Source organism: Mesorhizobium mediterraneum (assembly GCF_002284565.1).
Lineage (GTDB): Bacteria > Pseudomonadota > Alphaproteobacteria > Rhizobiales > Rhizobiaceae > Mesorhizobium > Mesorhizobium mediterraneum.
This window is the reverse complement of the sequence record NZ_NPKI01000032.1, coordinates 252,010-274,682: the sequence shown is the minus strand read 5'-3', so window position 1 is coordinate 274,682 and position 22,673 is coordinate 252,010. Positions and strand designations below refer to the sequence as shown.

Annotated in this window: 27 protein-coding genes and 1 other RNA gene; 14 read left to right on the top strand and 14 right to left on the bottom strand. The window is 61.4% G+C overall.

All coding sequences use genetic code 11. The features are described from left to right. Window positions 1-14 precede the first annotated feature (14 nt). The 4 genes from CIT25_RS25140 (at window position 15) to CIT25_RS25125 (ending at window position 5,869) form a co-directional block, all read left to right on the top strand. Window positions 15-1,133 (top strand): branched-chain amino acid ABC transporter substrate-binding protein, encoded by a 1,119-nt coding sequence (locus CIT25_RS25140; protein WP_095487475.1) that lies wholly within the window; start codon window positions 15-17, stop codon window positions 1,131-1,133. A 236-nt stretch (window positions 1,134-1,369) separates the two neighbouring features. Continuing rightward, the gene (gene pyc / locus CIT25_RS25135) at window positions 1,370-4,828 is read left to right on the top strand and encodes a pyruvate carboxylase (RefSeq protein ID WP_095487473.1); all 3,459 of its coding nucleotides are present in this window, start codon (window positions 1,370-1,372) and stop codon (window positions 4,826-4,828) included. Window positions 4,829-5,100: 272 nt separating this feature from the next. Next, window positions 5,101-5,361, top strand: coding sequence for a DUF2312 domain-containing protein (locus CIT25_RS25130; protein ID WP_023800031.1), 261 nt, complete (start codon window positions 5,101-5,103; stop codon window positions 5,359-5,361). Between the two features lie 52 nt (window positions 5,362-5,413). Next, the gene (locus tag CIT25_RS25125; RefSeq protein WP_095487471.1) at window positions 5,414-5,869 is read left to right on the top strand and encodes a hypothetical protein; all 456 of its coding nucleotides are present in this window, start codon (window positions 5,414-5,416) and stop codon (window positions 5,867-5,869) included. Window positions 5,870-5,895: 26 nt separating this feature from the next. On the opposite strand, the gene CIT25_RS25120 is transcribed toward CIT25_RS25125, so the two are convergent. Beyond that, window positions 5,896-6,405: an arsenate reductase ArsC gene (locus CIT25_RS25120; RefSeq protein WP_095487469.1), complete on the bottom strand. Its 510-nt coding sequence runs from the start codon at window positions 6,403-6,405 to the stop codon at window positions 5,896-5,898. A gap of 216 nt (window positions 6,406-6,621) precedes the next feature. Between CIT25_RS25120 and CIT25_RS25115 the strand changes: the two genes are divergently transcribed. After that, the gene (locus tag CIT25_RS25115; RefSeq protein ID WP_095487467.1) at window positions 6,622-6,966 is read left to right on the top strand and encodes a hypothetical protein; all 345 of its coding nucleotides are present in this window, start codon (window positions 6,622-6,624) and stop codon (window positions 6,964-6,966) included. A 30-nt stretch (window positions 6,967-6,996) separates the two neighbouring features. On the opposite strand, the gene msrB is transcribed toward CIT25_RS25115, so the two are convergent. The 6 genes from msrB to CIT25_RS25085 form a co-directional block, all read right to left on the bottom strand. Then, on the bottom strand, window positions 6,997-7,401 hold the full coding sequence (gene msrB, locus CIT25_RS25110; RefSeq protein WP_095487465.1) for a peptide-methionine (R)-S-oxide reductase MsrB: 405 nt from the start codon (window positions 7,399-7,401) through the stop codon (window positions 6,997-6,999). 107 nt (window positions 7,402-7,508) lie between these two features. Then, window positions 7,509-8,306 (bottom strand): MBL fold metallo-hydrolase, encoded by a 798-nt coding sequence (locus CIT25_RS25105; RefSeq protein WP_095487463.1) that lies wholly within the window; start codon window positions 8,304-8,306, stop codon window positions 7,509-7,511. Window positions 8,307-8,338: 32 nt separating this feature from the next. After that, window positions 8,339-9,529 carry a vWA domain-containing protein gene (locus CIT25_RS25100; RefSeq protein ID WP_095487461.1) on the bottom strand — a complete coding sequence of 397 codons (1,191 nt, stop codon included), beginning with the start codon at window positions 9,527-9,529 and terminating at the stop codon, window positions 8,339-8,341. A 4-nt stretch (window positions 9,530-9,533) separates the two neighbouring features. Further along, window positions 9,534-10,325, bottom strand: a complete 792-nt coding sequence (locus tag CIT25_RS25095; protein ID WP_095487459.1) for a hypothetical protein — start codon at window positions 10,323-10,325, stop codon at window positions 9,534-9,536. Then, window positions 10,325-10,771, bottom strand: a complete 447-nt coding sequence (locus tag CIT25_RS25090; RefSeq protein ID WP_095487457.1) for a GNAT family N-acetyltransferase — start codon at window positions 10,769-10,771, stop codon at window positions 10,325-10,327. Before CIT25_RS25090 ends, CIT25_RS25095 begins: the two co-directional genes overlap by 1 nt. A gap of 65 nt (window positions 10,772-10,836) precedes the next feature. Then, window positions 10,837-11,700, bottom strand: a complete 864-nt coding sequence (locus CIT25_RS25085) for a LysR family transcriptional regulator (RefSeq protein ID WP_095487700.1) — start codon at window positions 11,698-11,700, stop codon at window positions 10,837-10,839. Window positions 11,701-11,841: 141 nt separating this feature from the next. Between CIT25_RS25085 and CIT25_RS25080 the strand changes: the two genes are divergently transcribed. Beyond that, complete coding sequence (locus tag CIT25_RS25080) at window positions 11,842-13,410, top strand: MFS transporter (RefSeq protein WP_095487699.1); 1,569 nt, start codon at window positions 11,842-11,844, stop codon at window positions 13,408-13,410. A 58-nt stretch (window positions 13,411-13,468) separates the two neighbouring features. Here CIT25_RS25080 and CIT25_RS25075 read toward each other — a convergent pair whose 3' ends face one another. Beyond that, window positions 13,469-14,308, bottom strand: a complete 840-nt coding sequence (locus CIT25_RS25075) for an AAA family ATPase (protein ID WP_095487455.1) — start codon at window positions 14,306-14,308, stop codon at window positions 13,469-13,471. Between the two features lie 182 nt (window positions 14,309-14,490). Between CIT25_RS25075 and ssrS the strand changes: the two genes are divergently transcribed. The 4 genes from ssrS to CIT25_RS25055 all read left to right on the top strand — a co-directional run bounded on the left by ssrS (window position 14,491) and on the right by CIT25_RS25055 (window position 17,075). Further along, window positions 14,491-14,646: non-coding RNA, 6S RNA (gene ssrS / locus CIT25_RS25070), on the top strand. Between the two features lie 98 nt (window positions 14,647-14,744). Next, entirely contained in the window at window positions 14,745-15,332 is a 588-nt protein-coding gene (locus CIT25_RS25065; protein ID WP_095487697.1) for a 5-formyltetrahydrofolate cyclo-ligase, read from the top strand. Between the two features lie 82 nt (window positions 15,333-15,414). Then, window positions 15,415-16,239 (top strand): TIGR00282 family metallophosphoesterase, encoded by an 825-nt coding sequence (locus tag CIT25_RS25060; protein WP_065011231.1) that lies wholly within the window; start codon window positions 15,415-15,417, stop codon window positions 16,237-16,239. Window positions 16,240-16,310: 71 nt separating this feature from the next. After that, window positions 16,311-17,075, top strand: a complete 765-nt coding sequence (locus tag CIT25_RS25055; protein WP_095487453.1) for a TerC family protein — start codon at window positions 16,311-16,313, stop codon at window positions 17,073-17,075. A 29-nt stretch (window positions 17,076-17,104) separates the two neighbouring features. On the opposite strand, the gene CIT25_RS25050 is transcribed toward CIT25_RS25055, so the two are convergent. From CIT25_RS25050 to CIT25_RS25040, 3 genes are read right to left on the bottom strand one after another with little or no spacing between them, the layout of a single operon-like run. After that, window positions 17,105-17,572, bottom strand: a complete 468-nt coding sequence (locus CIT25_RS25050; protein ID WP_095487451.1) for an SRPBCC family protein — start codon at window positions 17,570-17,572, stop codon at window positions 17,105-17,107. A gap of 28 nt (window positions 17,573-17,600) precedes the next feature. After that, window positions 17,601-17,963, bottom strand: coding sequence for a hypothetical protein (locus CIT25_RS25045; RefSeq protein ID WP_095487449.1), 363 nt, complete (start codon window positions 17,961-17,963; stop codon window positions 17,601-17,603). Window positions 17,964-17,978: 15 nt separating this feature from the next. Next, window positions 17,979-18,461 (bottom strand): SRPBCC domain-containing protein, encoded by a 483-nt coding sequence (locus CIT25_RS25040; RefSeq protein WP_095487447.1) that lies wholly within the window; start codon window positions 18,459-18,461, stop codon window positions 17,979-17,981. 51 nt (window positions 18,462-18,512) lie between these two features. Here CIT25_RS25040 and CIT25_RS25035 point away from each other — a divergent pair, with 51 nt between their 5' ends. The 3 genes from CIT25_RS25035 (at window position 18,513) to CIT25_RS25025 (ending at window position 20,199) form a co-directional block, all read left to right on the top strand. Beyond that, window positions 18,513-18,836 carry an ArsR/SmtB family transcription factor gene (locus CIT25_RS25035; protein ID WP_095487445.1) on the top strand — a complete coding sequence of 108 codons (324 nt, stop codon included), beginning with the start codon at window positions 18,513-18,515 and terminating at the stop codon, window positions 18,834-18,836. 225 nt (window positions 18,837-19,061) lie between these two features. Then, complete coding sequence (locus CIT25_RS25030) at window positions 19,062-19,811, top strand: YebC/PmpR family DNA-binding transcriptional regulator (RefSeq protein WP_023800014.1); 750 nt, start codon at window positions 19,062-19,064, stop codon at window positions 19,809-19,811. Window positions 19,812-19,872: 61 nt separating this feature from the next. After that, complete coding sequence (locus tag CIT25_RS25025; protein WP_095487443.1) at window positions 19,873-20,199, top strand: Rdx family protein; 327 nt, start codon at window positions 19,873-19,875, stop codon at window positions 20,197-20,199. A 31-nt stretch (window positions 20,200-20,230) separates the two neighbouring features. Here the strand turns inward: CIT25_RS25025 and CIT25_RS25020 are convergent, their stop codons facing one another. Both CIT25_RS25020 and CIT25_RS25015 read right to left on the bottom strand, forming a co-directional pair. Continuing rightward, a complete protein-coding gene (locus CIT25_RS25020) occupies window positions 20,231-20,710 on the bottom strand; it encodes an anthrone oxygenase family protein (RefSeq protein WP_095487441.1) in 480 nt (159 codons plus the stop codon). 1 nt (window position 20,711) lies between these two features. Further along, window positions 20,712-21,545, bottom strand: coding sequence for a Rossmann-fold NAD(P)-binding domain-containing protein (locus CIT25_RS25015; RefSeq protein ID WP_095487439.1), 834 nt, complete (start codon window positions 21,543-21,545; stop codon window positions 20,712-20,714). A 124-nt stretch (window positions 21,546-21,669) separates the two neighbouring features. Between CIT25_RS25015 and CIT25_RS25010 the strand changes: the two genes are divergently transcribed. Beyond that, window positions 21,670-22,311 (top strand): TetR/AcrR family transcriptional regulator, encoded by a 642-nt coding sequence (locus CIT25_RS25010; RefSeq protein WP_095487437.1) that lies wholly within the window; start codon window positions 21,670-21,672, stop codon window positions 22,309-22,311. A gap of 68 nt (window positions 22,312-22,379) precedes the next feature. Here CIT25_RS25010 and rpmE read toward each other — a convergent pair whose 3' ends face one another. After that, window positions 22,380-22,601 (bottom strand): 50S ribosomal protein L31, encoded by a 222-nt coding sequence (gene rpmE, locus CIT25_RS25005; RefSeq protein ID WP_006327661.1) that lies wholly within the window; start codon window positions 22,599-22,601, stop codon window positions 22,380-22,382. Between the last annotated feature and the right edge of the window lie 72 nt (window positions 22,602-22,673).

Genomic DNA, 22,673 nt, shown 5'->3' with positions numbered 1-22,673 from the left:
TGGGAGCGTTTTACATGAGAAAATCACTTTTGTCCGCCGTCGCCCTGACCGCGCTCGTCGCGTTCAGCGGAAGCGCGTGGGCTGACATCCTGGTCGGCGTCGCCGGTCCGATCACCGGTCCGAATGCCGCTTTTGGCGCGCAGCTGCAGAAGGGCGCCGAACAGGCTGTCGCCGACATCAATGCGGCCGGCGGCATCAACGGCGAGCAGATCAAGCTCACCGTCGGCGACGACGTCTCCGATCCGAAGCAGGGCATTTCGGTCGCCAACAAGTTCGTCGGCGACGGGGTCAAGTTCGTGGTCGGCCACTTCAACTCGGGCGTTTCGATCCCGGCATCGGAAGTCTACGCGGAAAACGGTATCCTCGAGATCACACCGGCCGCGACCAATCCGAAGTTCACCGAACGCGGCATGTGGAACACGTTTCGCACCTGCGGACGTGACGACCAGCAGGGCAGCATCGCCGGCGCTTACCTCGCGTCGAACTTCAAGGATGCCAAGATCGCGGTCATCCACGACAAGACGACCTACGGCCAGGGCCTTGCCGACGAGACCAAGAAGGCGATGAACGCTGCCGGCGTGACGGAAGTCATGTACGAAGGCGTCAATGTCGGCGACAAGGACTTCTCGGCGCTGATCGCCAAGATGAAGCAAGCCGGCGTTTCCATCATCTATTGGGGTGGTCTGCACACCGAAGCCGGCCTGATCATCCGCCAGGTGGCTGACCAGGGCCTCAAGGCCACGCTGGTTTCCGGCGACGGCATCGTGTCGAACGAGCTGGCCTCAATCGCGGGCGACGCGGTTGCGGGCACGTTGAACACGTTCGGCCCGGATCCGCGTCTGATCCCGGCGAACAAGGAACTCGTTGAGAAGTTCCGTGCGCAGGGCTTCGAGCCGGAGGCCTACACGCTCTACTCCTACGCCGCCATGCAGGCTATCGCGGGAGCCGCCACAGCCGCCAAGTCGAACGATCCGATGGAAGTTGCCAAGGCTCTCAAGGCGAATGGCCCGTTCAAGACGGTGCTGGGCGATCTTTCCTATGACGCGAAGGGCGATCCGACGCTGCCTGGCTACGTCATGTACGAATGGAAGAAGGGCGACGACGGCAAGTACACCTACATCCAGAAAATGTAAGCCTGTCGACGACGGCAGTTCCGGAATGCCCGGCGCTTCGCGCCGGGCATTTTTCGTTTGATGTGTTACCCGTTGTTAAAGCGTCCTTTGCGCATTCGAGGGAAACACGCGGCGCTCAGAGCAAAAAGAATCGATTTAAATCGGTTTAATCGCCGCCCGATTTTGTTTGCGCTGCAGCATTTTCGCGTTAATCATGGCGCCAGTTTCCTTCCCCGTCAGCGTCCGGAGCCTTGTCCTTGGCAATTTCGAAGATCCTTGTCGCCAACCGGTCCGAAATCGCCATCCGCGTCTTCCGCGCGGCCAACGAACTCGGCCTCAAAACCGTGGCGATCTGGGCCGAGGAGGACAAATACTCGCTGCACCGCTTCAAGGCCGACGAAAGCTACCAGGTTGGGCGCGGGCCGCATCTGACCAGGGATATGGGACCGATCGAAAGCTATCTGTCGATCGAGGAGGTGATCCGCGTCGCCAGGCTTTCGGGCGCCGATGCCATCCATCCGGGCTATGGGCTGTTGTCGGAAAGCCCCGAATTCGCCGAAGCCTGCGCCAAGGCCGGCGTCGTCTTTATCGGACCCAAGCCGGATACGATGCGCAGGCTCGGCAACAAGGTCGCCGCGCGCAACCTGGCGATCGAGGTTGGTGTGCCGGTGGTCCCCGCTACCGAGCCGTTGCCGGACGATATGGAGGCGGTGAAGGCGCTCGCCAAGACGATCGGCTATCCGGTGATGCTGAAGGCATCGTGGGGCGGCGGCGGCCGCGGCATGCGCGCCATCCGCTCGGAAACCGATCTCGCCCGCGAAGTGACGGAGGGCAAGCGCGAAGCGAAAGCCGCCTTCGGCAAGGACGAGGTCTATCTCGAAAAGCTGATCGAGCGCGCCCGCCATGTCGAGGTGCAGGTGCTGGGCGACACACACGGCAATGCCGTGCACCTGTTCGAGCGCGATTGCTCCATCCAGCGCCGCAACCAGAAGGTGGTCGAGCGCGCGCCGGCGCCGTATCTCGAAATGTCACGGCGCGAAGAGCTTTGCGATCATGCGCTGAAGATCGCCCGCGAGACGAGCTATATCGGGGCCGGCACGGTCGAGTTCCTGCAGGATGCCGACACCGGCAAATTCTACTTCATCGAGGTCAACCCTCGCATCCAGGTCGAGCACACCGTCACCGAGCAGGTGACGGGCATCGACATCGTCAAGGCGCAGATCCACATCCTCGATGGTTTCGCCATCGGCACGCCTGAATCGGGCGTGCCGGCGCAGAAGGATATCAGGCTCAACGGCCACGCGCTGCAGTGCCGCATCACCACGGAAGATCCCGAGCACAATTTCATTCCCGACTATGGCCGCATCACCGCCTATCGCGGCGCCACCGGTTTCGGCATCCGCCTCGATGGCGGCACCGCCTATTCGGGCGCGGTTATCACCCGTTTCTACGATCCGCTGCTGGAGAAGGTGACGGCCTGGGCACCGACGCCGGCCGAGACCATCGCCCGCATGAACCGGGCGCTACGCGAGTTCCGTATCCGCGGCGTGGCGACCAACCTTACCTTCCTCGAAGCGATCATCAATCACCCGAGTTTCGCCGACAATTCCTACACGACCAAGTTCATCGATACGACGCCGGAACTGTTCGCCAGCGTGAAGCGGCAGGACCGCGCCACCAAGCTGCTCAACTACCTGGCCGACGTCAGCGTCAACGGCCATCCCGAGACGCGCGGCCGGCCGCAGCCGAAGGCGGATGCGGCGGCGCCCATGGTGCCCTATCTCAACGGCAATGTGCCTGATGGCAGCAAGCAGAAGCTCGACGCGCTGGGGCCGGAGAAATTCGCGGCCTGGATGCGCGCGCAGAAAGAGGTGCTGGTCACCGACACGACGATGCGCGACGGGCACCAATCCTTGCTCGCGACGCGCGTGCGCACATATGACATCGCCGGCATTGCCGGCACCTATGCGCGCGCGCTGCCGCAGCTTTTGTCGCTCGAATGTTGGGGCGGGGCGACCTTCGACGTCGCCATGCGCTTCCTCACCGAAGACCCATGGGAACGGCTGTCGCTGGTGCGCGAGGCAACGCCCAATTTGTTGCTGCAAATGCTTTTGCGCGGCGCCAACGGCGTCGGCTACACCAACTATCCCGACAATGTCGTCCAGCATTTCGTCAAACAGGCCGCCGCCGGCGGCATCGACCTGTTCCGCGTCTTCGACTGTTTGAACTGGGTCGACAACATGCGTGTCGCCATGGACGCGGTCGGCGCCGAGGGCAAGCTGATCGAAGCGGCGATCTGCTACACCGGCGACATACTCGACCCGGCGCGAGCCAAATACGACCTCAAATACTATGTCGCGCTGGCCAGGGAGTTGCAGGCGGCCGGCGCCCATATCATCGCGGTCAAGGACATGGCAGGGCTCTTGAAGCCGACGGCGGCGCGCGCACTGTTCAAGGCGCTGCGCGAGGCGACCGATCTGCCGATCCACTTCCACACGCACGACACGTCAGGCCTGTCGGCGGCGACGGTGCTGGCGGCGGTGGACAGCGGTGTCGACGCCATTGACGCGGCGATGGACTCCTTGTCGGGCAACACCTCGCAGCCTTGCCTGGGCTCGATCGTCGAGGCGCTGAAGGGCACCGAGCGAGATCCGGGCCTCGACCCGCAATGGATCAGGAATATCTCGTTCTACTGGGAGGCGGTGCGCAACCAGTATGCCGCTTTCGAAAGCGACCTGAAAGGGCCGGCCTCGGAGGTCTACCTGCACGAAATGCCGGGTGGGCAGTTCACCAACCTCAAGGAACAGGCGCGCTCGCTCGGTCTGGAGACGCGCTGGCATGAAGTGGCGCAGACCTATCACGACGTCAATCTGATGTTCGGCGACATCGTCAAGGTGACGCCGTCGTCCAAGGTTGTCGGCGACATGGCGCTGATGATGGTAAGCCAGGACCTGACGGTTGCCGATGTCGAAAATCCAGCCAGGGACATCGCCTTCCCGGACTCGGTCGTTTCCATGCTGCGCGGCGATCTCGGCCAGTCGCCCGGCGGTTGGCCGGAGGCGCTGCAGAAGAAAGTGCTGAAGGGCGATAAGCCGATCACCGTGCGACCTGGCTCTCTGTTGAAAGCAGCCAATCTCAAGGCCAGCCGCAAGGAGATCGAGGACAAGGTCGAGCGCAAGCTTAGCGAATTCGAATTCGCCTCGTGGCTGATGTATCCTAAGGTCTTCTCCGATTTCGCCGCAGCGCAGGAAACCTACGGGCCAGTCAGCGTGCTGCCGACGCCGACCTATTTCTACGGCATGAGGCCTGAAGACGAGATCTTCGTCGACATCGAGAAGGGTAAGACGCTGGTGGTGCGGTGCCTCGCCATCGGCGATGTCGACGAGAAGGGCATGGTCACTGTGTTCTTCGAGCTCAACGGCCAGCCGCGCCGGATCAAAGTGCCGGATCGCGCGCATGGCGCTTCCGCCGCCAAGGCGCGGCGCAAGGCCGAGCCGGGTAACGAGGCGCATGTCGGCGCGCCGATGCCGGGCGTGGTCTCGGCACTTGCCGTCGCCGCCGGCCAGGCGGTCAAGGCCGGCGACGTGCTTTTGTCGATCGAGGCGATGAAGATGGAGACGGCATTGCATGCCGAGCGTGACGGCACAATCGCCGAAGTGCTGGTGAAGGCCGGCGACCAGATCGACGCCAAAGATTTGCTGATCGCCTTCGGGTAAGGTGCGTTGACATTCAGGTGATGCCGGCCTGCAAACGCCAGCTGCCTGCGCTTCCGGTGCTCACGTACTTAAGTACGCTCCGCTCCGGTTCTCGGCAGCCACCGTTTTCGGCTCGGCCTGACCTGAATCTCAACACACCTTGGGGTGTGCCTAACCCTTCATGCCGCATCGATAACAGCTTGACCGGTCGCCCCCGGTCGGGCATCGAACCGCTGCAAATTCGCCGCGACACGTTCCTGAGTCGCGGCATGGAAAACGACGCGGAGAAAAAAATGGCCGACGACATCACCGAGACCAGCCAGACTGTTGCCGCCGGCCAGCTGCGTGCCTTCATCGAGCGCATCGAGCGGCTCGAAGAAGAGAAGAAGACGATCGCCGACGACATCAAGGAAGTGTTCGCCGAGGCCAAGGGCACCGGCTTCGACACCAAGGCGATGCGGTCGATCATCCGGCTGCGTAAGAAGGACCAGGCCGAGCGGCAAGAGGAGGAAACCATCCTCGACCTCTACAAAGCCGCGCTCGGCATGGTGTAAGGCTGGTAACAGCCCTGGGCGGCGGTTGCGGCGCCATCAACGGGGTCGAACCATGAGCGAATTCGACTTTGGCGTCCGTCGCGCCTCTGAATTCCGCCAACGCGGCTTCTGGACGCTGTTCGCGGAACGGCATCCGGAAGAAAGGGCTCTGATGGCGCGGCGCGGACCCTGGTTCTGGCAGCGCGGGCTGCCCGACTTCGCCTTGGTCCTTTCCATGTATGTCGCGCCGGCGCAGAACCATGTCGGCGTCTTCTTCGGCCGCAACGAGAAGTTCGGTGCCACGCAAGCCTGGTCGCGGTTGAAGCCGTTCCAGCCGGCGATCGAAGGCAGATTGAAACTCAGGCCGGAACAGAGTTGCGAGGGCCTCGGCATCAATTCGATGTGGCGGGTGAACTGTTTTGCCGAGGACAATTGGCCGGCCATGGCCGACTGGCTGGTGACGGAAGCATCGCGTTTCGAATGCGCCGTAGCCGAGGTTCTGGGAGACGATGGCGCAGCCGGTTCGTGACTTCACCTGCCTGTTGGCCGCTTGAGCTAGTTCGGCTTCGGCGTGTCGCGGCCGATCGCATCGATATGCTGTTGCAGCGCCAGATGGTCGAGCGCACCCATCGGCAGATTGGTGAACAGCGAGATGCGGTTGTTGAGCATGCGATAGGCATCGGCAAAGGCAAGGTGAAGTTCGGCTTCGGCGCCGTCTGCCTTGGCTGGGTCCGGTATCGACCAGAGTGCGGTCATCGGATGACCCGGCCAGATCGGACAGGATTCGTTCGCGGTGCTATCGCAAAGCGTGAAGATGAAGTGCATCTCCGGCGCGTCGGGCTCGGCGAACTCGTCCCAGCCTTTCGAACGGGCAAAGCTCGTATCGTAGTTGAGGCTTTCGAGCAGTTGCACTGCGTAGGGATTGACCTTGCCCTTCGGCCGCGAGCCGGCGGAAAAGGCCTTGAACCTGCCGACACCAATCCGATTGAGGATGGCTTCGGCCATAATGGATCGCGCCGAATTGGCGTTGCAAAGAAACAGCACGTTGTAGACATTATCGCTCATCTCAAGACCTCCTTGACAGGCGACTGGATGATGGGGGCGGCAGATTCCGGCAATTTATCTCTGCCAAGATGCCGGCAAGGGCGACGTAGAAAGGTTTCACGACCGTTTGATGACGATCTGTCAAATCATATGCTTGCGTGCCGATGATCGACTTGCGTTGACAGGCTTGCTGCGTTCGACATTCCTGCGGCTGTCGATAGAGAGAAGGCCGCGTCGATGAGTGCTCAAAAACCCCTGGAAGGCGAAGGCGGTGAGGCAAGCCGCGCTCTGGGCTTCTTCCGCTCGCGCTGGCAAGGCATGGCCCCGCTCGATCGGCTGTTCTGGCGCGATCTTGTCCTTGTCGGCACGGCGATCAACATCGCAGTGTCGGTGCTGGCGCTGATCTTGCTCGGGCTAAAGCTGCCGCTCGCTCTCGTTCTGGCGGTGCATTTCGCGCCGGTGCCGTACAACTTCTTTCTGACTTTTGCGGTGTGGCGGATCGCCGAGAAATCCCCCAGCATCAAGGCTTCGCTGATGACGCTGGGGGCTGTGCTGTGGCTGATACTGGTGGTGGTGGTCTGACAGGACAGTGCTGCCAACGTCGAATTCCAGTCAGGCAGCCGGCTCGAATTTCAGCGCGACGCCATTGATGCAATAGCGCAGGCCGGTCGGCGGCGGACCGTCCTCGAAGACGTGGCCGAGATGGCTGCCGCAGCGAGCGCAGTGGCATTCTGTGCGGACCATGCCGTAGCTGCGGTCGACGGTCGTCTCGACCGAACCGGGCACCGGGTCGTTGAAGCTCGGCCAGCCGGTGCCGCTCTCGAATTTCAGCTTGGACTCGAACAAGGGCTGGTCGCAGCCGACACAGGAAAAGGTGCCGGCGCGCTTCTCGTGGAGCAAGGCGCAACTGCCTGGCCGCTCGGTGCCGTGGTTGCGCATCACCGCATATTGCTCTGGCGACAGGCGCGCGCGCCATTCGGCATCGGTGCGGGTGACTGGGTAGGTATGGCTATCCATTTTTTGCCTCTTAGCTCATGCCGCTATTTGGGTTGCCTTCCCAAGTTCGCCTAAAATAGGCATTCGTTACGGCGTTTGCCCATATTTTCGATGCCGCGAAGAATTCCTCAGGCGATCGCCGCGAGATACCGCGCAACCGACGCTGCAAATGCCGCCTTTGCGTCTCCGAGGACGTTCTGGTTCCACCATGCGCCATAGATATGGTCGAACGCGAAAGGCTCCAGCGCGGCCTTGATGCCGAGCACTTTCGCCGCATTGAGCGGGATGTAGTTCGGGTAGCTGTACATGAAGCTGACATGGCGGCGCGTAGGCGTCACCTGCAAGATGTCGCCGGCCAGGATGGCGTCGCCGCCGTCGCGCTTCCAGTGCAGCACCTGGCCGCCGGCAAAGTGACCACCACAACGGATAAGTGTCAGCGAGGGATTTAGGGCACGCGTCTCGCCCTCCCAGCTGATAACAGCCGGATGCGGTCGCATGATCCACTTGCGATCATCGGTGTGCAGGTAGATCGGCACGCCGCCAAACGCTTCGCTCCACTCGACCATTGCCGAATAATAATGGCAGTGCGAAATGGCGATCGCGGCCAGGCCGCCCCGCCGGTTGATTTCGGCCACCGCCTCGTCATTGACCATCGAGATACAGTCCCACAGCACATTGCCGTGCGGCGTTTGCGCCAGCAACGCACGCTGACCGATGGCGAAGCGTGGCTCGATGCCGAAGGCGAGCACGCCGGCGTCGTCTTTCATCACGATCCGATGCCCGGCGGCGAGCTCTTCCGGCGTGATCCAGGCCTGGCCCTCCCAACGCACATATTGCCGCTCGTCCTCACAAATCGGGCAGTGGTCCGGCGGCGCGGCTGCTGCCGCGAACTGGACGCCACATTGCAGGCAGAGGAAACAGGTCATCGGTCTTCCCGTCTTGCGTTCCGAAAGCCCGCTCAGTGCTTCCTTGAAAGCTGTTTCGTCGCGGCTTCGAGCCCTGCGAGCGTCAGCGGAAACATGCGGCCGCCGAAGATGTCGCGGATCATGGCGATCGAATGAGTATAGCCCCAGTGCTTCTCATTTTCCGGGTTGAGCCATACCGCGTTCGGCCATTGCTGCAGCAGACGGCCAAGCCAGACGACGCCGGCCTCCGGGTTCCAGTGCTCGACCGAGCCGCCGGGATGCGCGATCTCGTAAGGGCTCATCGAGGCATCGCCGACGACGATCACCTTGTAGTCCAGACCGTATTTGTGGAGGAGGTCGAAGGTCGGAATCACCTCCGCATGGCGGCGGCGATTATCTTTCCACACGCCTTCGTAAAGGCAGTTGTGGAAGTAGAAATATTCGAGCTGGCGGAATTCGGCGCGGGCAGCCGAAAACAGCTCTTCGACGCTTTTGATGTGATCGTCCATCGAGCCGCCGACATCGAAGAACATCAGCAGCTTCACGGCATTGCGCCGCTCGGGCCGTGTCTGCACGTCGAGATAGCCATGTTCAGCCGTGGCGTGGATGGTGCCGGGCAGGTCGAACTCCTCCTCGGCGCCTTCGCGCACCCAGCGGCGCAAGCGCTTCAGCGCGATCTTGATGTTGCGGGTGCCGAGCTCGACGGCATCGTCGAAATTCCTGAATTCGCGCTTGTCCCAGACCTTCACCGCGCGGCGGTTGCGGCTTTCATGCTGGCCGATACGAACGCCTTCAGGGTTGTAGCCATAGGCGCCGAAAGGCGAGGTGCCGCCGGTGCCGATCCATTTCGAGCCGCCCTGGTGACGGCCCTTCTGTTCTTCCAGCCGCTGCTTCAGCGTTTCCATCAGCTTTTCGAAACCGCCGAGCGCCTCGACCAGCTTTTTCTCCTCATCGGTCAGGTGCTTTTCGGCAAGCCGGCGCAGCCATTCCTCGGGAATGTTTTCGACGTCGACCGCGTTTTCGCCCGCCAGCGCTTCGACCCCCTTGAAGATATGCGAAAAGACCTGGTCGAAACGGTCGATGTGGCGCTCGTCCTTCACCAGGGCTGCGCGGGCGAGATAGTAAAAACCCTCGACATCATAGTCGACCAGACCTGCCTCCAGTCCTTCCAGCAGCGACAAATATTCCCGGAGCGAGACGGGAACCCGCGCTGCCTTCAGTTCGAGGAAGAAGGGGATGAACATCGCATCAAACCAAGGGAGATGGTAAGACGCGGAACCACCGCTTGGCCGGCAATAAATAGAGATCGACAAGATCCTGTCGGCCGAGCTGTAAAAGTTCCTGCAGGAAAGTACCTCGGTCACTGTGGTGGTCGCGATAAAAATTGGCTAGTTCGACCAGTTTGGGAGGCGTTTCGACGACTTCGTCGGCGATGTTGTCGCCGATCGCCCCTGCAACAGCGGCAAGCGAACCAACCAGTTCTCCAAAATACGCTGGAGCACAAAGGATTGTCTCAATGTGCTCAAGCTCGTGAAGCTCATAATTCAGCTTCCCACATAGGCGGCTGAGATAAGCGTATTGGTAGCGTGGATGGGATGGTTCCAGCAGAAACGCGACTTCCTTGCCATCGACATCACGAGATTGATTGCCAAAATTGTAGACCCAAGCCTCGGGATTAGCAGGCTCGCGCTCTCGCCATTCGCACCAAATCGGCCCGATCAGCGTCTGCAACATTTGTTCAGGCATCTGCCAGTTGTCTGGAGCTGGCCAATAGTCCCACGACCCCTCAATTGCACCAATGAGATGCTGGGCTATCGAAAGGCGTATTTCAAACGGGTCAGCTATGATTTGACCAATAAAGACATCAAGCTGCGAAAACGACTGCTTCCTCAGCCCGCGTTCACGCAGCTCCAGATATCTTATGTAGCTGGCATAGAGCGGCTCAAATTCGCTTTCTTGCAAAGCGGTACGGACGCGTTCCAGCGCTTCAAACCGATCAGCGTTCCAAGTCAGCTTTGCTCGCTGAGCCGGCGATTTCATTACAGCAGATCATACTCGATGAAACCGGTCCTGCGCGCCACGTGGTCGTAGAGTTTGCGCGCGGTGGTGTTGGTTTCGTGCGTCATCCAGTAGACGTTCTTGACGCCGATCTTGCCGGCTTCCTGCTTCACCGCCTCGATCAGGGCGGCGCCGACGCCCTTGCCGCGCACATCAGCATCGGCGAACAGGTCTTGGAGATAGCAGTTGTTTACCTGGGACCAGCAGGAGCGATGGTAGAGGTAGTGCGTCAGGCCGACCGCCTTGCCGTTGAGGGTGGCGATGAAACCTTTCGGCTCGAACTCGCCTGCCGTGAACAGGCGCTTCCAGGTGACGGCGTAGACGTCCTCCGGCAGCTTGGTTTCGTAAAAGGTGAGGTAGGCGGTCCACAGACGCTGCCAGTCGGCATGGTCAGATTGTGCAAGTGGGCGGACGGTGATCTCGGTCATTTCATTTCCCTCTGAGGTCTGCAACCCGATCCATCCAACAGAATCGGGATCAGGAATATCTTTGCCTATCCTGCTGGCAAATTATACTCGCGAAAAGCGGTCGCGAGCATACGCAGCGCCTCTCGTGCCCGCGGCGCCAAAGCGTGCGAGTGCAAAACGATCTCCGAAGACGGAATTGGCGGCAGGCCGAGTTTGCGGCCCACGTCGACAAGGCCGGGGGGAACGACACGGTGGGCGAGGGCGGAAATGGCGAAGCCGGCCGATACCGCGATGTTGACGGCCGCGCCGCCACCGCCCACGAAAGCCTCACTCCAGGCGATGCCTGCCCTATCCAGCGTCTCAACCGCCCTCAGGCGGTCTGGGCAATTGCATACGGTGCTCAAAAGGGCCAGGCGCAATGGCGTTCCGGGTCGCCATTCGAAGGCAGGGGCCGCGAACCAGCCATAGTGGGTGCGCGACAGGGCTTCGCCGCGTCGGATGTCATCTTCCTGGTGCACGATCACAGCGTCGAGCTCGCCGCGATCGAAAGCTCCTTCCAGCATGGAGCTGGTGTCGATCCTTATGTTGAGCGCGAGCGACGGATCATGGGCATGAAGCTGGGCTATCAGTGTGGAAAGCTTAGGCCCCGCGACATGATCGACAAAACCGAGAGCAAGCCGACACGGCGCTGCGGAAAACTCCGCGACGGCGCGTTCATGGGCGGCAAGGAATTCACGGGCCGCGGGAAGGAAGACCGCTCCCCTTGCGGATAGAGCCACACGGCGCGGGGTTCGTTCGATCAAACGCGCGCCGAGCTTTTCTTCGAGCCGGCGCAGCTTGACGCTGATCGTCGCCTGGGTGCTCCCCATCGCGGCAGCTGCCCGGGTGAAGCTCTGCAGGTCGGCCACCATGACGAAGGTGCGCACGGCGTCGACATCAAGGCTAGCCATTGCCATCATTCCATTTTGTCATTTCTGAAATAGAAACGCATAGCCTTTTTTCATAGTCAAGGCTCGTCTATGTCATGTCGGCCGCAGTTTGAAGGGCGCCGCTCGCAGCCCCTGTGAATGCTCCGATGGAAAGTGATCGATATGACGTTTCAAATTGACCGAAATACCGTTGCGCTTGCGGGCGCCTGCCTTGCCTCGCTGCTGTTCGGCCTCGAAATCTCCAGTGTGCCGGTGATCCTTCCGAAACTGGAAAGCGTGCTCGCCGCCGACTTCAAGGATCTGCAATGGATCATGAACGCCTACACCATTGCCTGCACCACTGTGCTGATGGCGACGGGGACATTGGCCGACCGTTTCGGCCGCAAACGCGTGATGGTGATCACCACCGTCGCCTTCGGCTTCGCCTCTCTGCTATGCGGCCTCGCACCGAGCGCTCCACTTCTGATCGTCGCGCGCTTTCTGCAAGGCCTTGCAGGCGGCGCGATGTTCACTTGCAGCGTGGCGGTGCTGTCCCACCAGTTCCAAGACGGCAGTGAACGCGGCAAGGCCTTCGTTGCGTGGAGCGTCGTCTCGGGCATCGGGCTTGGTTTTGGTCCCGCCATTGGCGGATTGATCGTAACGCTGTCGAGCTGGCAGTGGGTGTTCCTCATCCACGTGCCACTCGCTATCCTTGCCCTGGTCTTCATCGGCGCCGGTGTCACCGAATCATCCGATCGCAACGCCCAGAAGCTTGACCGGACCGGCATCCTGACGCTCTCGCTTGCGGTGTTCGGCTTCTCCTATCTGATCACGCAAGGGGCCGATCTCGGCTCTGGCGCCCGCATCGGTGTGACAAGCGCGGCCGTGCTGGCCTTCATCGCGTTCCTTGTTGCCGAAAAGATCAATCCCTATCCGATGTTCGATTTCTCGGTATTCCGCATTCGCCAATTTTCGGGAGCGATCATGGGCGGCATCGGCATGAATTTCAGCTACTGGCCGTTCATCATCTATCTGCCGATCTATTTTTCGGGAGTTCTCGGCTACGACAGCACCACGACCGGCCTGTTGCTGCTCGTCTACACGCTTCCCCTGATGCTGATGTCCTCGATCGCCGAGCGCTTGCGCGCCCGCTATCAGGCGCGGGTGGCGATCCCGCTCGGGTTGCTGACACTGGGGATCGGTTTTATCGCCATGTGGATAGGTTCCGGGCTCGACGGAGCCAACTGGCTGACCATGCTGCCCGGCACGTTGATTGCCGGCATCGGCATCGGCCTGACCAATTCGCCGACCACCAACACCACGACCGGCTCAGTGTCGCCGGATCGTGCCGGCATGGCTTCGGGCATCGATATCAGCGCGCGCTTGATCACGCTCGCCATCAATATCGCGGTGCTGGGTCTGCTGTTGACGCAGGGGATTGTTTCTTATCTGCGGGACGCATTTGGCACGACCTTCGACCCGAATGAACTGCAGACGCTGGCGGAAAAGATCGCCGCCGGAAATCTCGACGGCCTCTCGCAACACTCGCCCAAGCTGGCGACCCTCGATCCGTCCGGCACCATCGTGCATGCCGCCCTGGTCAACGGTTTTGGCTGGGTCATGCTCTATAGCGGGATCGGCGTTCTTGTTCTTGCCGTGATCAGCTTCATCATCTTCGGCCCCAAAAATGTCGCGCTACAGGAGGCAAGAGGCCATCATCCTGCTCACAGCGCAGGCGAAGCCCGCTCATAGCAACGCCTTCTAGCTCGGCGTCAGAGGCCGAGTTCTTGCGGCTCAGGATGACCGTTCCTCACCCCTGCCTTCGCGCCATGAAAGCCAGTCGCTCGAACAGATGCACGTCCTGTTCGTTCTTCAAAAGCGCACCGTGCAGCTTGGGCAGCGCGTTCTTTGGGTCGGCGCGCAAATCCTCGGGCGCGATGTCGTCGGCGACCAAGAGCCTGATCCAGTCCAATGCCTCGGAGGTCGACGGCTTCTTCTTCAGGCCCGGCACATCGCGGATCTCGTAGAACTGGGTCAGCGCGGCACGCACCAGGTTCTGCTTGATACCGGGATAGTGCACGTCGACTATTCTGTGCAGCGTCTCGACGTCGGGGAAGCGGATATAGTGGAAGAAGCAGCGGCGCAGGAATGCGTCCGGCAGTTCCTTCTCGTTGTTGGAGGTGATGATGACGATCGGGCGCACCGCGGCGCGAATCGTCTCGCCGGTCTCGTAGACGAAGAACTCCATCCGATCGAGTTCCTGCAACAGATCGTTGGGGAATTCGATATCGGCCTTGTCGATCTCGTCGATCAGAAGCACCACCTTCTTGTCGGCGGCGAAGGCGTCCCACAGCTTGCCGCGCTTGATGTAGTTCCTGATGTCGTTGAACCTGATATCGCCGAGCTGGCTGTCGCGCAGCCGCGAGACGGCGTCATACTCGTAGAGGCCCTGCTGCGCCCTGGTGGTCGACTTGACGTGCCATTCGATCAGTTCGAGGCCGAGCGCTGCGGACACTTGCCTGGCCAGTTCAGTCTTGCCGGTGCCAGGCTCGCCCTTGACCAGCAATGGCCGCTCCAGCGCGATCGCCGCGTTGACCGCCACCATCAGATCCTTGTCGGCGACATAGGCCGCCGTGCCTTCGAAACGCATTCTTGCTCCTCAGTTTTCATGGCAACCGTAAGGAGACAGCCCAGCCTGTGCAAGGCGCAGCGGCGAGGGCGCGGCAAAACCTCGTGCCGACGCAGTTCCCAGGCAGGCCATCGTGACGAATTAAGCCGCCGAACATGGTCGTGTCTCTGGCGCTTGGCCGACCGCCGGCCTATATTGGTTGCGACGGTCTGCGCTTCCCGGCAGGAGAACATTTTCCCCGGGGCCTTAATGATCCCTAGGGAGCTGTCCCTGGGAAGACCCGTGGGTTTTCTCATACGGCGCCCACCTACTTTGTAGGTTCCCGGGATCGCTCTCTCCACCGGTTGTGTGGATCGTCACTCGACCCAAAGGATTCACTCGCGTTTCGGTGGATCATGCGGTGGAAAACGTCGCTCCCAAAACCTCAACCAGATCCGACCTTTTCTACCTTGGCTCCATGATTTCTCCCAAAGAACTGAAAAAAAATTTGCGACGCGAAGCGCTCAGGCGACGCGACGCGCTCGATCCGTTCTGGCGGGTGGAAGCGGCGCTCGAAATGGCCGAGACGGCGCGGGATAACATCGCCATAGAGCCGGGCCAGATCGTCTCCGGCTTCTGGCCGATGCGCTCGGAGGTCGACGTCCGGCCGCTGATGTTCGCCTTGCGCGAAAATGGGGCAAGGCTTTGTCTGCCGGCCATTCTCGACAAGACTACCATCGTTTTTCGCGAACTGGTGCGTGGCGCGCCGATGGTCGAGATGGGCTTCGGCACGGTCGGACCGCACGAGGAGGCGGAGGTGCTTGATCCCCAGGTGATGCTGGTGCCGCTCGCGGCTTTCGACGCGCGCGGCCATCGCATCGGCTATGGCGCGGGCTACTATGACCGCGCGATTGCACGTCTTGCCGACAAGGGGCAACCGCCCCGGCTGATCGGCATTGCTTTCGACTGCCAGGAGGTGGCGCTGGTGCCGGACGAGCCGCACGATGTGATCATTCCGGAAATACTCACCGAGAGCGGGTTGCGCCGGTTCGCGCCGAAATTGTAGATAAGTTCCTGGACGCATGGTCTTTTGCGAAAGTCATGCAGGTTTTTTGCTTTGCTGACCTTTGGTTCTGGATCATGTTTAGATGAGACTTCTCTTCCTCGGCGATATGGTCGGCAAGACGGGACGTACGGCGGTGTGGGAACAACTGCCCGGCTTGATCTCGGATTTCAAACTCGACTTCGTTATCGTCAATGGCGAGAACGCCGCCGGCGGCTTCGGCATCACCGAAGAGATCTTTCGCGAGACGATTTCGGCGGGCGCCGATGTCGTCACCACCGGCAACCATGTGTGGGACCAGCGCGACGCACTGGTTTTCGCACCGCGCGAAGAGCGGTTCCTGCGTCCGTCCAATTTCCCCAAGGGCACGCCGGGGCGCGGCTCCGGCGTCTACATCGCCAGGAACGGTGCGCGCGTTCTGGTCGCCAACATCATGGGCCGGGTGTTCATGCATCCCGAACTCGACGATCCATTCCAGGCCGGTGAGCGCGAGCTTGCCGCCTGTCCGCTCGGCGAGCAGGCCGATGCGGTGGTCATCGATTTCCATGCCGAGGCGACCTCTGAAAAGATGTGTTTTGCGCATTTCGTCGATGGTCGCGCCAGCCTGGTCGTCGGCACCCACACGCACCAGCCGACCGGAGACCATCATATCCTCAATGGCGGCACCGGCTACATCTCCGACGCCGGCATGTGCGGCGACTATGATTCATCGCTCGGCATGGATAAGGAGGAGCCGCTCAACCGGTTTTTGTCGAAGGTGCCGAAAGGACGCTTCGAGGCGGCGACCGGCCCGGCGACTTTGTGCGGCGTCGGCGTCGACATTTCGGATCGCAGCGGGCTGACCGAGCGGATTGCGCCGTTTCGTCGCGGGCCGCGGCTCGAGGAAACGGCGCCATCTTTCTGGTCGTGATATTGATATCAACGCCTGCGATACCTAACTGCCGGCGACACTGCTCTAGATCGTAAGAGGGGACGACCTCCATGCAGCTCATCGAATTCCTGGCGCCACATTTCGCTTTTGTCTCCGATCCGACCGCATGGGTCGCGTTGCTGACGCTGATCGTGCTGGAGGTCGTGCTCGGCATCGACAATCTGATCTTCATCTCGATCTTGACCAACAAACTGCCGGAGGCACAACGGGCCCGCGCCCGGCGGCTCGGCATTTCTGCCGCGCTGATCATGCGGCTGGTGCTGCTTGCCACCATCTCGATCATCGTCCAGTTGACGGCGCCGGTATTCACCGCTTTCGGCCATGGTTTTTCCTGGCGCGACCTGATCCTGATCGCTGGCGGCCTGTTCCTCGTCTGGAAGGCGACCAAGGAGATCCACCACACGGTCGATCTCGAGGATCATCAGGACACGATGATGGGCCAGACGCTGCAGCTTTCACTGGCCGGCGCGATTTTCCAGATCCTGCTGCTCGACCTCGTCTTCTCGATCGATTCGATCATCACCGCGGTCGGCATGACGGACGAGATTGCCATCATGTACATCGCCGTCATTGTGGCGGTCACCGTGATGATGCTGGCGGCCGGGCCGCTCGCCGACTTCATCGCCAAGAACCCCAGCATCGTCATGCTGGCGCTCAGCTTCCTGCTGATGATCGGCATGACGCTGATCGCCGACGGCATGGGCTTCCATGTGCCGAAGGGCTACATCTACGCCGCCATGGGTTTTTCCGCCCTTGTCGAGGGTCTCAACATGCTGGCGCGACGCCGGAGGAAGGCAAAGGCTGGCGGGCACTGAGATCGGGCGCTTAGGGACGCCGGTGCGTTTTAACTCGCAGGCACCCCCTTCGGGTGACGGTCGCCGATCAGGCCAAGCGTCAGGCCTTGCTCCAGCCACGCCTTGGCGCCGGCGAGCACCAACGCGAAGCCATCGGTCGAGCCGATCGCCTGCTTGACCTGCTCGTCGGCACTGCCGGCAAAGCCGAAATTGCGAACTTCGACGAAGGTCGTGCCGCCGGGCATCTCGGTAAAGGTCCAGACCACCGTGGTCGGCGGATCGCTCCATTGCATGACGATCTTTTCGTTCCTGACGAATTCGCTGACCGTGACCGGCGTCGAGACGCCGTACATGCGCCATTCCCAGCGAACCTCCTTGCCGCTGTCCAGCCTGCCGCTGCCATGAGTGAACCAGAATTTCGTCGTGATCGCCGGATCGACGATGGCTTCGAACATTTCTGCGACCGGCCGCCGGATCAGCATGCCGGCTTCGGCGGTCGGTGTCTCACGGATTTCCATATCGTCCTCCTTTCCGAACAGGCCTCCGTCACCAGGCGTCGGGTTCGCGCACCATGTGAACGATGTTGGCCGGGTTGGTGATCCAACCGCCACGAAAACCCTCACCCAGCGCCTCAATGGCGTCGCAGCGCACGATACCGGCCTTGGCGAGATGATCGGCTGCGGCCGGAAAATCGTCGGTGAACAGTTCCAGCCAGATTTCGGCCTGGCTCAGCATCGGCGCTTCGTCGATCCATAGGCGATTGGGGCCGAGTTCGAAGCCGATAGCCGGCGCCTTGGCCGTGAACGGCTTCAGGCCGACGACGTCCCGGTAGAAGGCGATCGTGTCCTGGTACTGGTGTGGCGGCACTTTCATGGCGATGTTGATGCCGCCGGTGATCTTCGCAGTCATCCTTCCTCCGTCTTCTCAGATATTGTCTTCGCTGGCCGGCTCGCCCTTCATCTCGCTGCGGTAATAGCCGTCGCGCAAATTGATGCCGTATTCGACATAGGCCTTCATGCAGGCCAGCATCTGCGACCAGCCCTCGCAATTGAGGTAAGACTTCTTCAGACCGACGGCGTCCTCGTGCCAGCCGGTCTCGGCGATGGTGACGAAGGTGCCGCCGTCATCCAGCGGCTCGAAATTCATCTCGATGCGCGTCTTGTAAGCCGGCTTGCCGTCGGCGTCGGTGGCGTCCCAGCGCAGCACGATGCGGCTGTCTTTTTCCACCTGGTCGACCTCGACCGGGACCTTGCCCCACCAGACGACGCCGGCGCCTGCCACCAGCGGCGCGCTGGCGCCGCCGATCGTGGTGAAATAGCCGCTGAGCTTGGTCGGATTGACGACTGCGTCGAAGACCTCGGCGACCGGTTTGCCGATGCGGCCCGAAACTCTGAATCCAAGAGACATATCCACAGCTCCTTCCTTGATCAGGCCGATATTATGTTATAAAAATATAACATGTCAAGCAAAGCGCAGGACGACAATGTTTTCAAGGCGCTGGCGCATCCGCGCCGGCGTGCGCTGCTGGACGAGCTGAAGGACGCGCCGCGGACCACCGGCATGCTGTGCGATGCCTTTCCAGACATGGACCGCTGCACCGTCATGCTGCATCTGAAAGTGCTGGAAGAAGCCGACCTAGTCGTGGCGCGGCGCGAGGGCCGCGAACGCTGGAACCATCTCAACGCGCTGCCGATCAAGCAGATCCACGACCGCTGGATCAGCCAATACGCCACGCACGCGATCAGCATTCTCGACCGGCTGAAATCCGATCTGGAAGAATGAATGGCCGCAGGAATGCAGCTGGCGGGCGCATTGCGCGCCACCGTTACGGCGCGGCTGGACGAATTGAGCCGATTTATCTATAAGCCGGCCATTCCGACATAGAGCGCCGTACGTCCATCCGGACGCACCAGGGACGTTCTGAAATTTTGAATTCGAGCATTTTGGCAAAAGGCGAGGTGACTACCTTGCTGCAGAATGCTCTGCCAAGAAGACGACAGGGGTGCCATGGCTGGCCATTCACAGTTCAAGAACATCATGCACCGCAAGGGCCGCCAGGACGCGGTGCGGTCGAAAATGTTTTCCAAGCTGGCGCGCGAAATAACCGTCGCCGCCAAGAGCGGCACGCCGGATCCGTCGATGAACCCGCGCCTGCGCTTGGCCGTGCAGAACGCCAAGGCGGTGTCGATGCCGAAAGACAATATCCAGCGCGCCATCAACAAGGCATCGATGGGCGACGCCGAGACTTACGAAGCCGTGCGCTACGAAGGCTACGGACCCGGTGGCGTCGCGCTCATCGTCGAGGCGCTGACCGACAACCGCAATCGCTCGGCGTCGAATGTGCGCGCCGCCTTCACCAAGGCCGGCGGGGCGATGGGGGAAACCGGCTCGGTGTCGTTCATGTGGGACCGTGTCGGCGAGATCTTCTATCCGGCGTCAGTCGGCAGCGCCGAGAAGGTCATGGACGCGGCGATCGAGGCCGGCGCCGACGACGTCCAGTCAGACGAGGAAGGCCACACGATCTATTGCGCCTTCGAGAATCTCGGCGAGGTGTCGAAGGCGCTGGAAGGCGCGCTCGGCGAGGCAGAGTCGGTGAAGCCGATCTGGAAGCCGCAGACCAACATTGCGGTCGACGAGGAGCGGGCACAGTCGCTGATGAAGCTGGTCGCGACGCTCGAGGACGATGACGACGTGCAGAGCGTCTACGCCAATTTCGAGGTCGACGACGAGACCATGGCGAAGCTCAGCGCGGCATGAGCGGAACTCAGCCAGACATGAGCGGACCTCAGTCCGAGATATGAGCGGAGCTCAATCTGACATGACCGAAAAGCCGCTGCCGACCATCCGCATCACCTATTGCACGCAGTGCCAATGGCTGCTGCGGGCCGGCTGGATGGCGCAGGAGCTGCTCTCGACCTTCGGAACGGATCTGGGCGAGGTCACGCTGGTGCCCGGCACCGGCGGCATTTTCACCATTTCCTGCAACGACACGCTGGTCTGGGACCGCAAGCGCGACGGCGGCTTTCCCGATGCCGCAAAGCTCAAGCAGCTGGTTCGCGACGTCATCGATCCGGACCGCGATCTCGGCCATGCCGACCGGAAGGGCCATAAGTCAAAAGACCCCACATCAAAAGACTCTGCCTGACGTAGGGTCTTTTGCGTTTCTACCCCTGCATTCACCGCCATCCCATGATGAAGCAGCCCAGAGCTGCGATGGCGGTGATGGTGCGGACATGGTTCCACATCACCCAGTCCCTGAGATAGGTGGTCCACACGGCGGCGCCGATGGCGCTTGCCGGATCGACGGCGGCCAGAGCGTTGTTGAGCGGCACGTTGAAAATCATGGTCACGATCAGGTTGCCGACGAGATAGATCAGGGCGCCAGCGAGAAGCCACAACGAACCCGGCTGGTTCCAGCCGAGGATGGCGCCGACGGCGAGGACAAGGCAGATCAGCCCTGTGCCGAAAAGCGCGGTCATGAACATCGGCGTCACCGCGGTGACGTTGATCGAATTCATCGCGGCGATGCCGCCCGCGGCAGGCATGCGGGCGAGGCCCGGCATGACGAAGCTGGAGAAGGCGAAGAAGACACCAGCGACGACGCCGGAGCCGAGCGCGGCGATGAAGGTGAGGGTGGGAAGCAGTTTCATGATCATGTCAGTTGCTCCAGATGCCGGTAGCGGCGGTTTCGGTTAAATAGGCGGAAAAATCTTTTGGGGCGCGGCCGAGCACGCGCTGGACGCCGTCAGTCAGCGCCTCGTTGCGGCCGTCGAGCACCTCGATGAACAGCTCGTTGAGCAGCCAGGCGAACTCGGCCGGCAGCTCGTACCCGGCTATCGCTGCAGTGAACTCGGCATGCGAAATCCTGACAAACCGGATGTCGCGACCGCTCGCCTTGCCGATCTCGGCGACCGCGTCGGCGAAGCTCAGCAGCCGTGGCCCGGTCAGCTCGTAAAGCTGGCCGATATGGCTTTGCTTGGTAAGCACCGTCACGGCGGCGTCGGCAATGTCGTCAGCGTCGACGAACGGTTCTCCGACATTGCCGACCGGCAAAGCCACCTCCCCGGCGAGCAGCGGATCGAGCAAAAAACTCTCGCTGAAGTTCTGGGAAAACCAGGCGCAGCGCAGGATCGTCCAGTCGGCGCCTGAGACTTTCAGCATCTCTTCGGCACGTTGCGCTTCCGTTTCGCCGCGCCCCGACAGCAGCACCAGCCGGCGCACACCGCGCTCCACGGCAAGGTTGGCGAAGGCGCCGACCGCTTCGGCCGCACCGGGCACCGCAAGATCAGGATAGTAGCTGATGTAGACGGCGCCGACACCATCAAGCGCAGGTTCCCAGGTCGTGTCGTTTTCCCAGTCGAAGGGCGGCGTGCCCGAGCGCGAGCCGATCCGCACCGGCAGGCCCTGCGCCGCCAGCTTGTCCGCGAGACGACGGCCGGTTTTGCCTGTGCCGCCGAGGATCAAAGTCGGTTTTTTCGCTGTGTCGTTCATGGTGGTTCTCCTTGCTTGAAAACATGAGTTTTCCTCACATTTGCAAAACGTGATAAACCCTCGTATTTTGTGAGTCAAGCCAGTTTGTTGGTCAATTTGTTGGATCATTCGCCAGGAGACAGTGATGGAAGGCTCGACCGTATCGGGTTCACAGGATGGCCAGATCGCGTTGCCGCGCCGGGCGCCAAGCCAACAGCGCAGCCGCGAGCGGGTCGAGCGGATGCTGGCTGCCGCCTCCGCGCTGATCGCCGAGCAAGGCAGCGATGCCATGCGCATGGGCGAAGTGGCGGAACGGGCCGGCGTGTCGATCGGATCGCTCTACCAGTTCTTCCCGGACAAGCGGGCGATCATCTGGGCGCTGGCCGAGCGTTACACCGCCGAAAGCCAGGCCTGCATCTCAGCGGCGCTGGCAGATGTCATCGATGCCGAAGGCCTGCGGCGGGCATTTTCGGAGCTGGTGGATATCTATTACCGGCTGTTCCTAGCGTCGCCTGTCATGCGCGACATCTGGTCGGGCACGCAGGCCGACAAGGCGCTGCGCGAACTCGAGCTCGCCGACAGCCGGGCCAACGCTGACTTCCTCACCGCCGTGTTGAAGCGGCTGCGGCCTGCCGCCGATCCGGCGGCGTTGGAAACGACGGCATTTCTCATCTGGCAGATGGGCGAGGCCACCATGCGGCTGGCAATCTCGGTCGAGCGGCAAGAAGGCGACGACCTGGTCGCCGCCTACAAGCGCATGGCGCTGCGCGAACTGGTCAGCGAATAGGCCGCATTTCGGCAACAAAAAAACCCGCCACGAGGGCGGGTTTCTTCGATCCGAGAAAGGCCTGCGGCTTAGAGGCCGAAACCTTCGAAACGCTTCTTGAACTTCGACAAGCGGCCGCCGCGATCGAGCAGGGTCTGCTGGCCGCCGGTCCAGGCCGGATGGGTGGTCGGGTCGATGTCGAGGTTCATCGTGTCGCCTTCCTTGCCCCAGGTCGAACGGGTCATGTATTCGGTGCCGTCGGTCATGACGACCTTGATGGTGTGGTAGTCGGGATGGATGTCGGTCTTCATTGTGCTATTCCTGGTTCGCCGGCGCTGACGGGCATAAAGCCTGCGTCGATGCGCCCCTTTTTAAAACTCGAA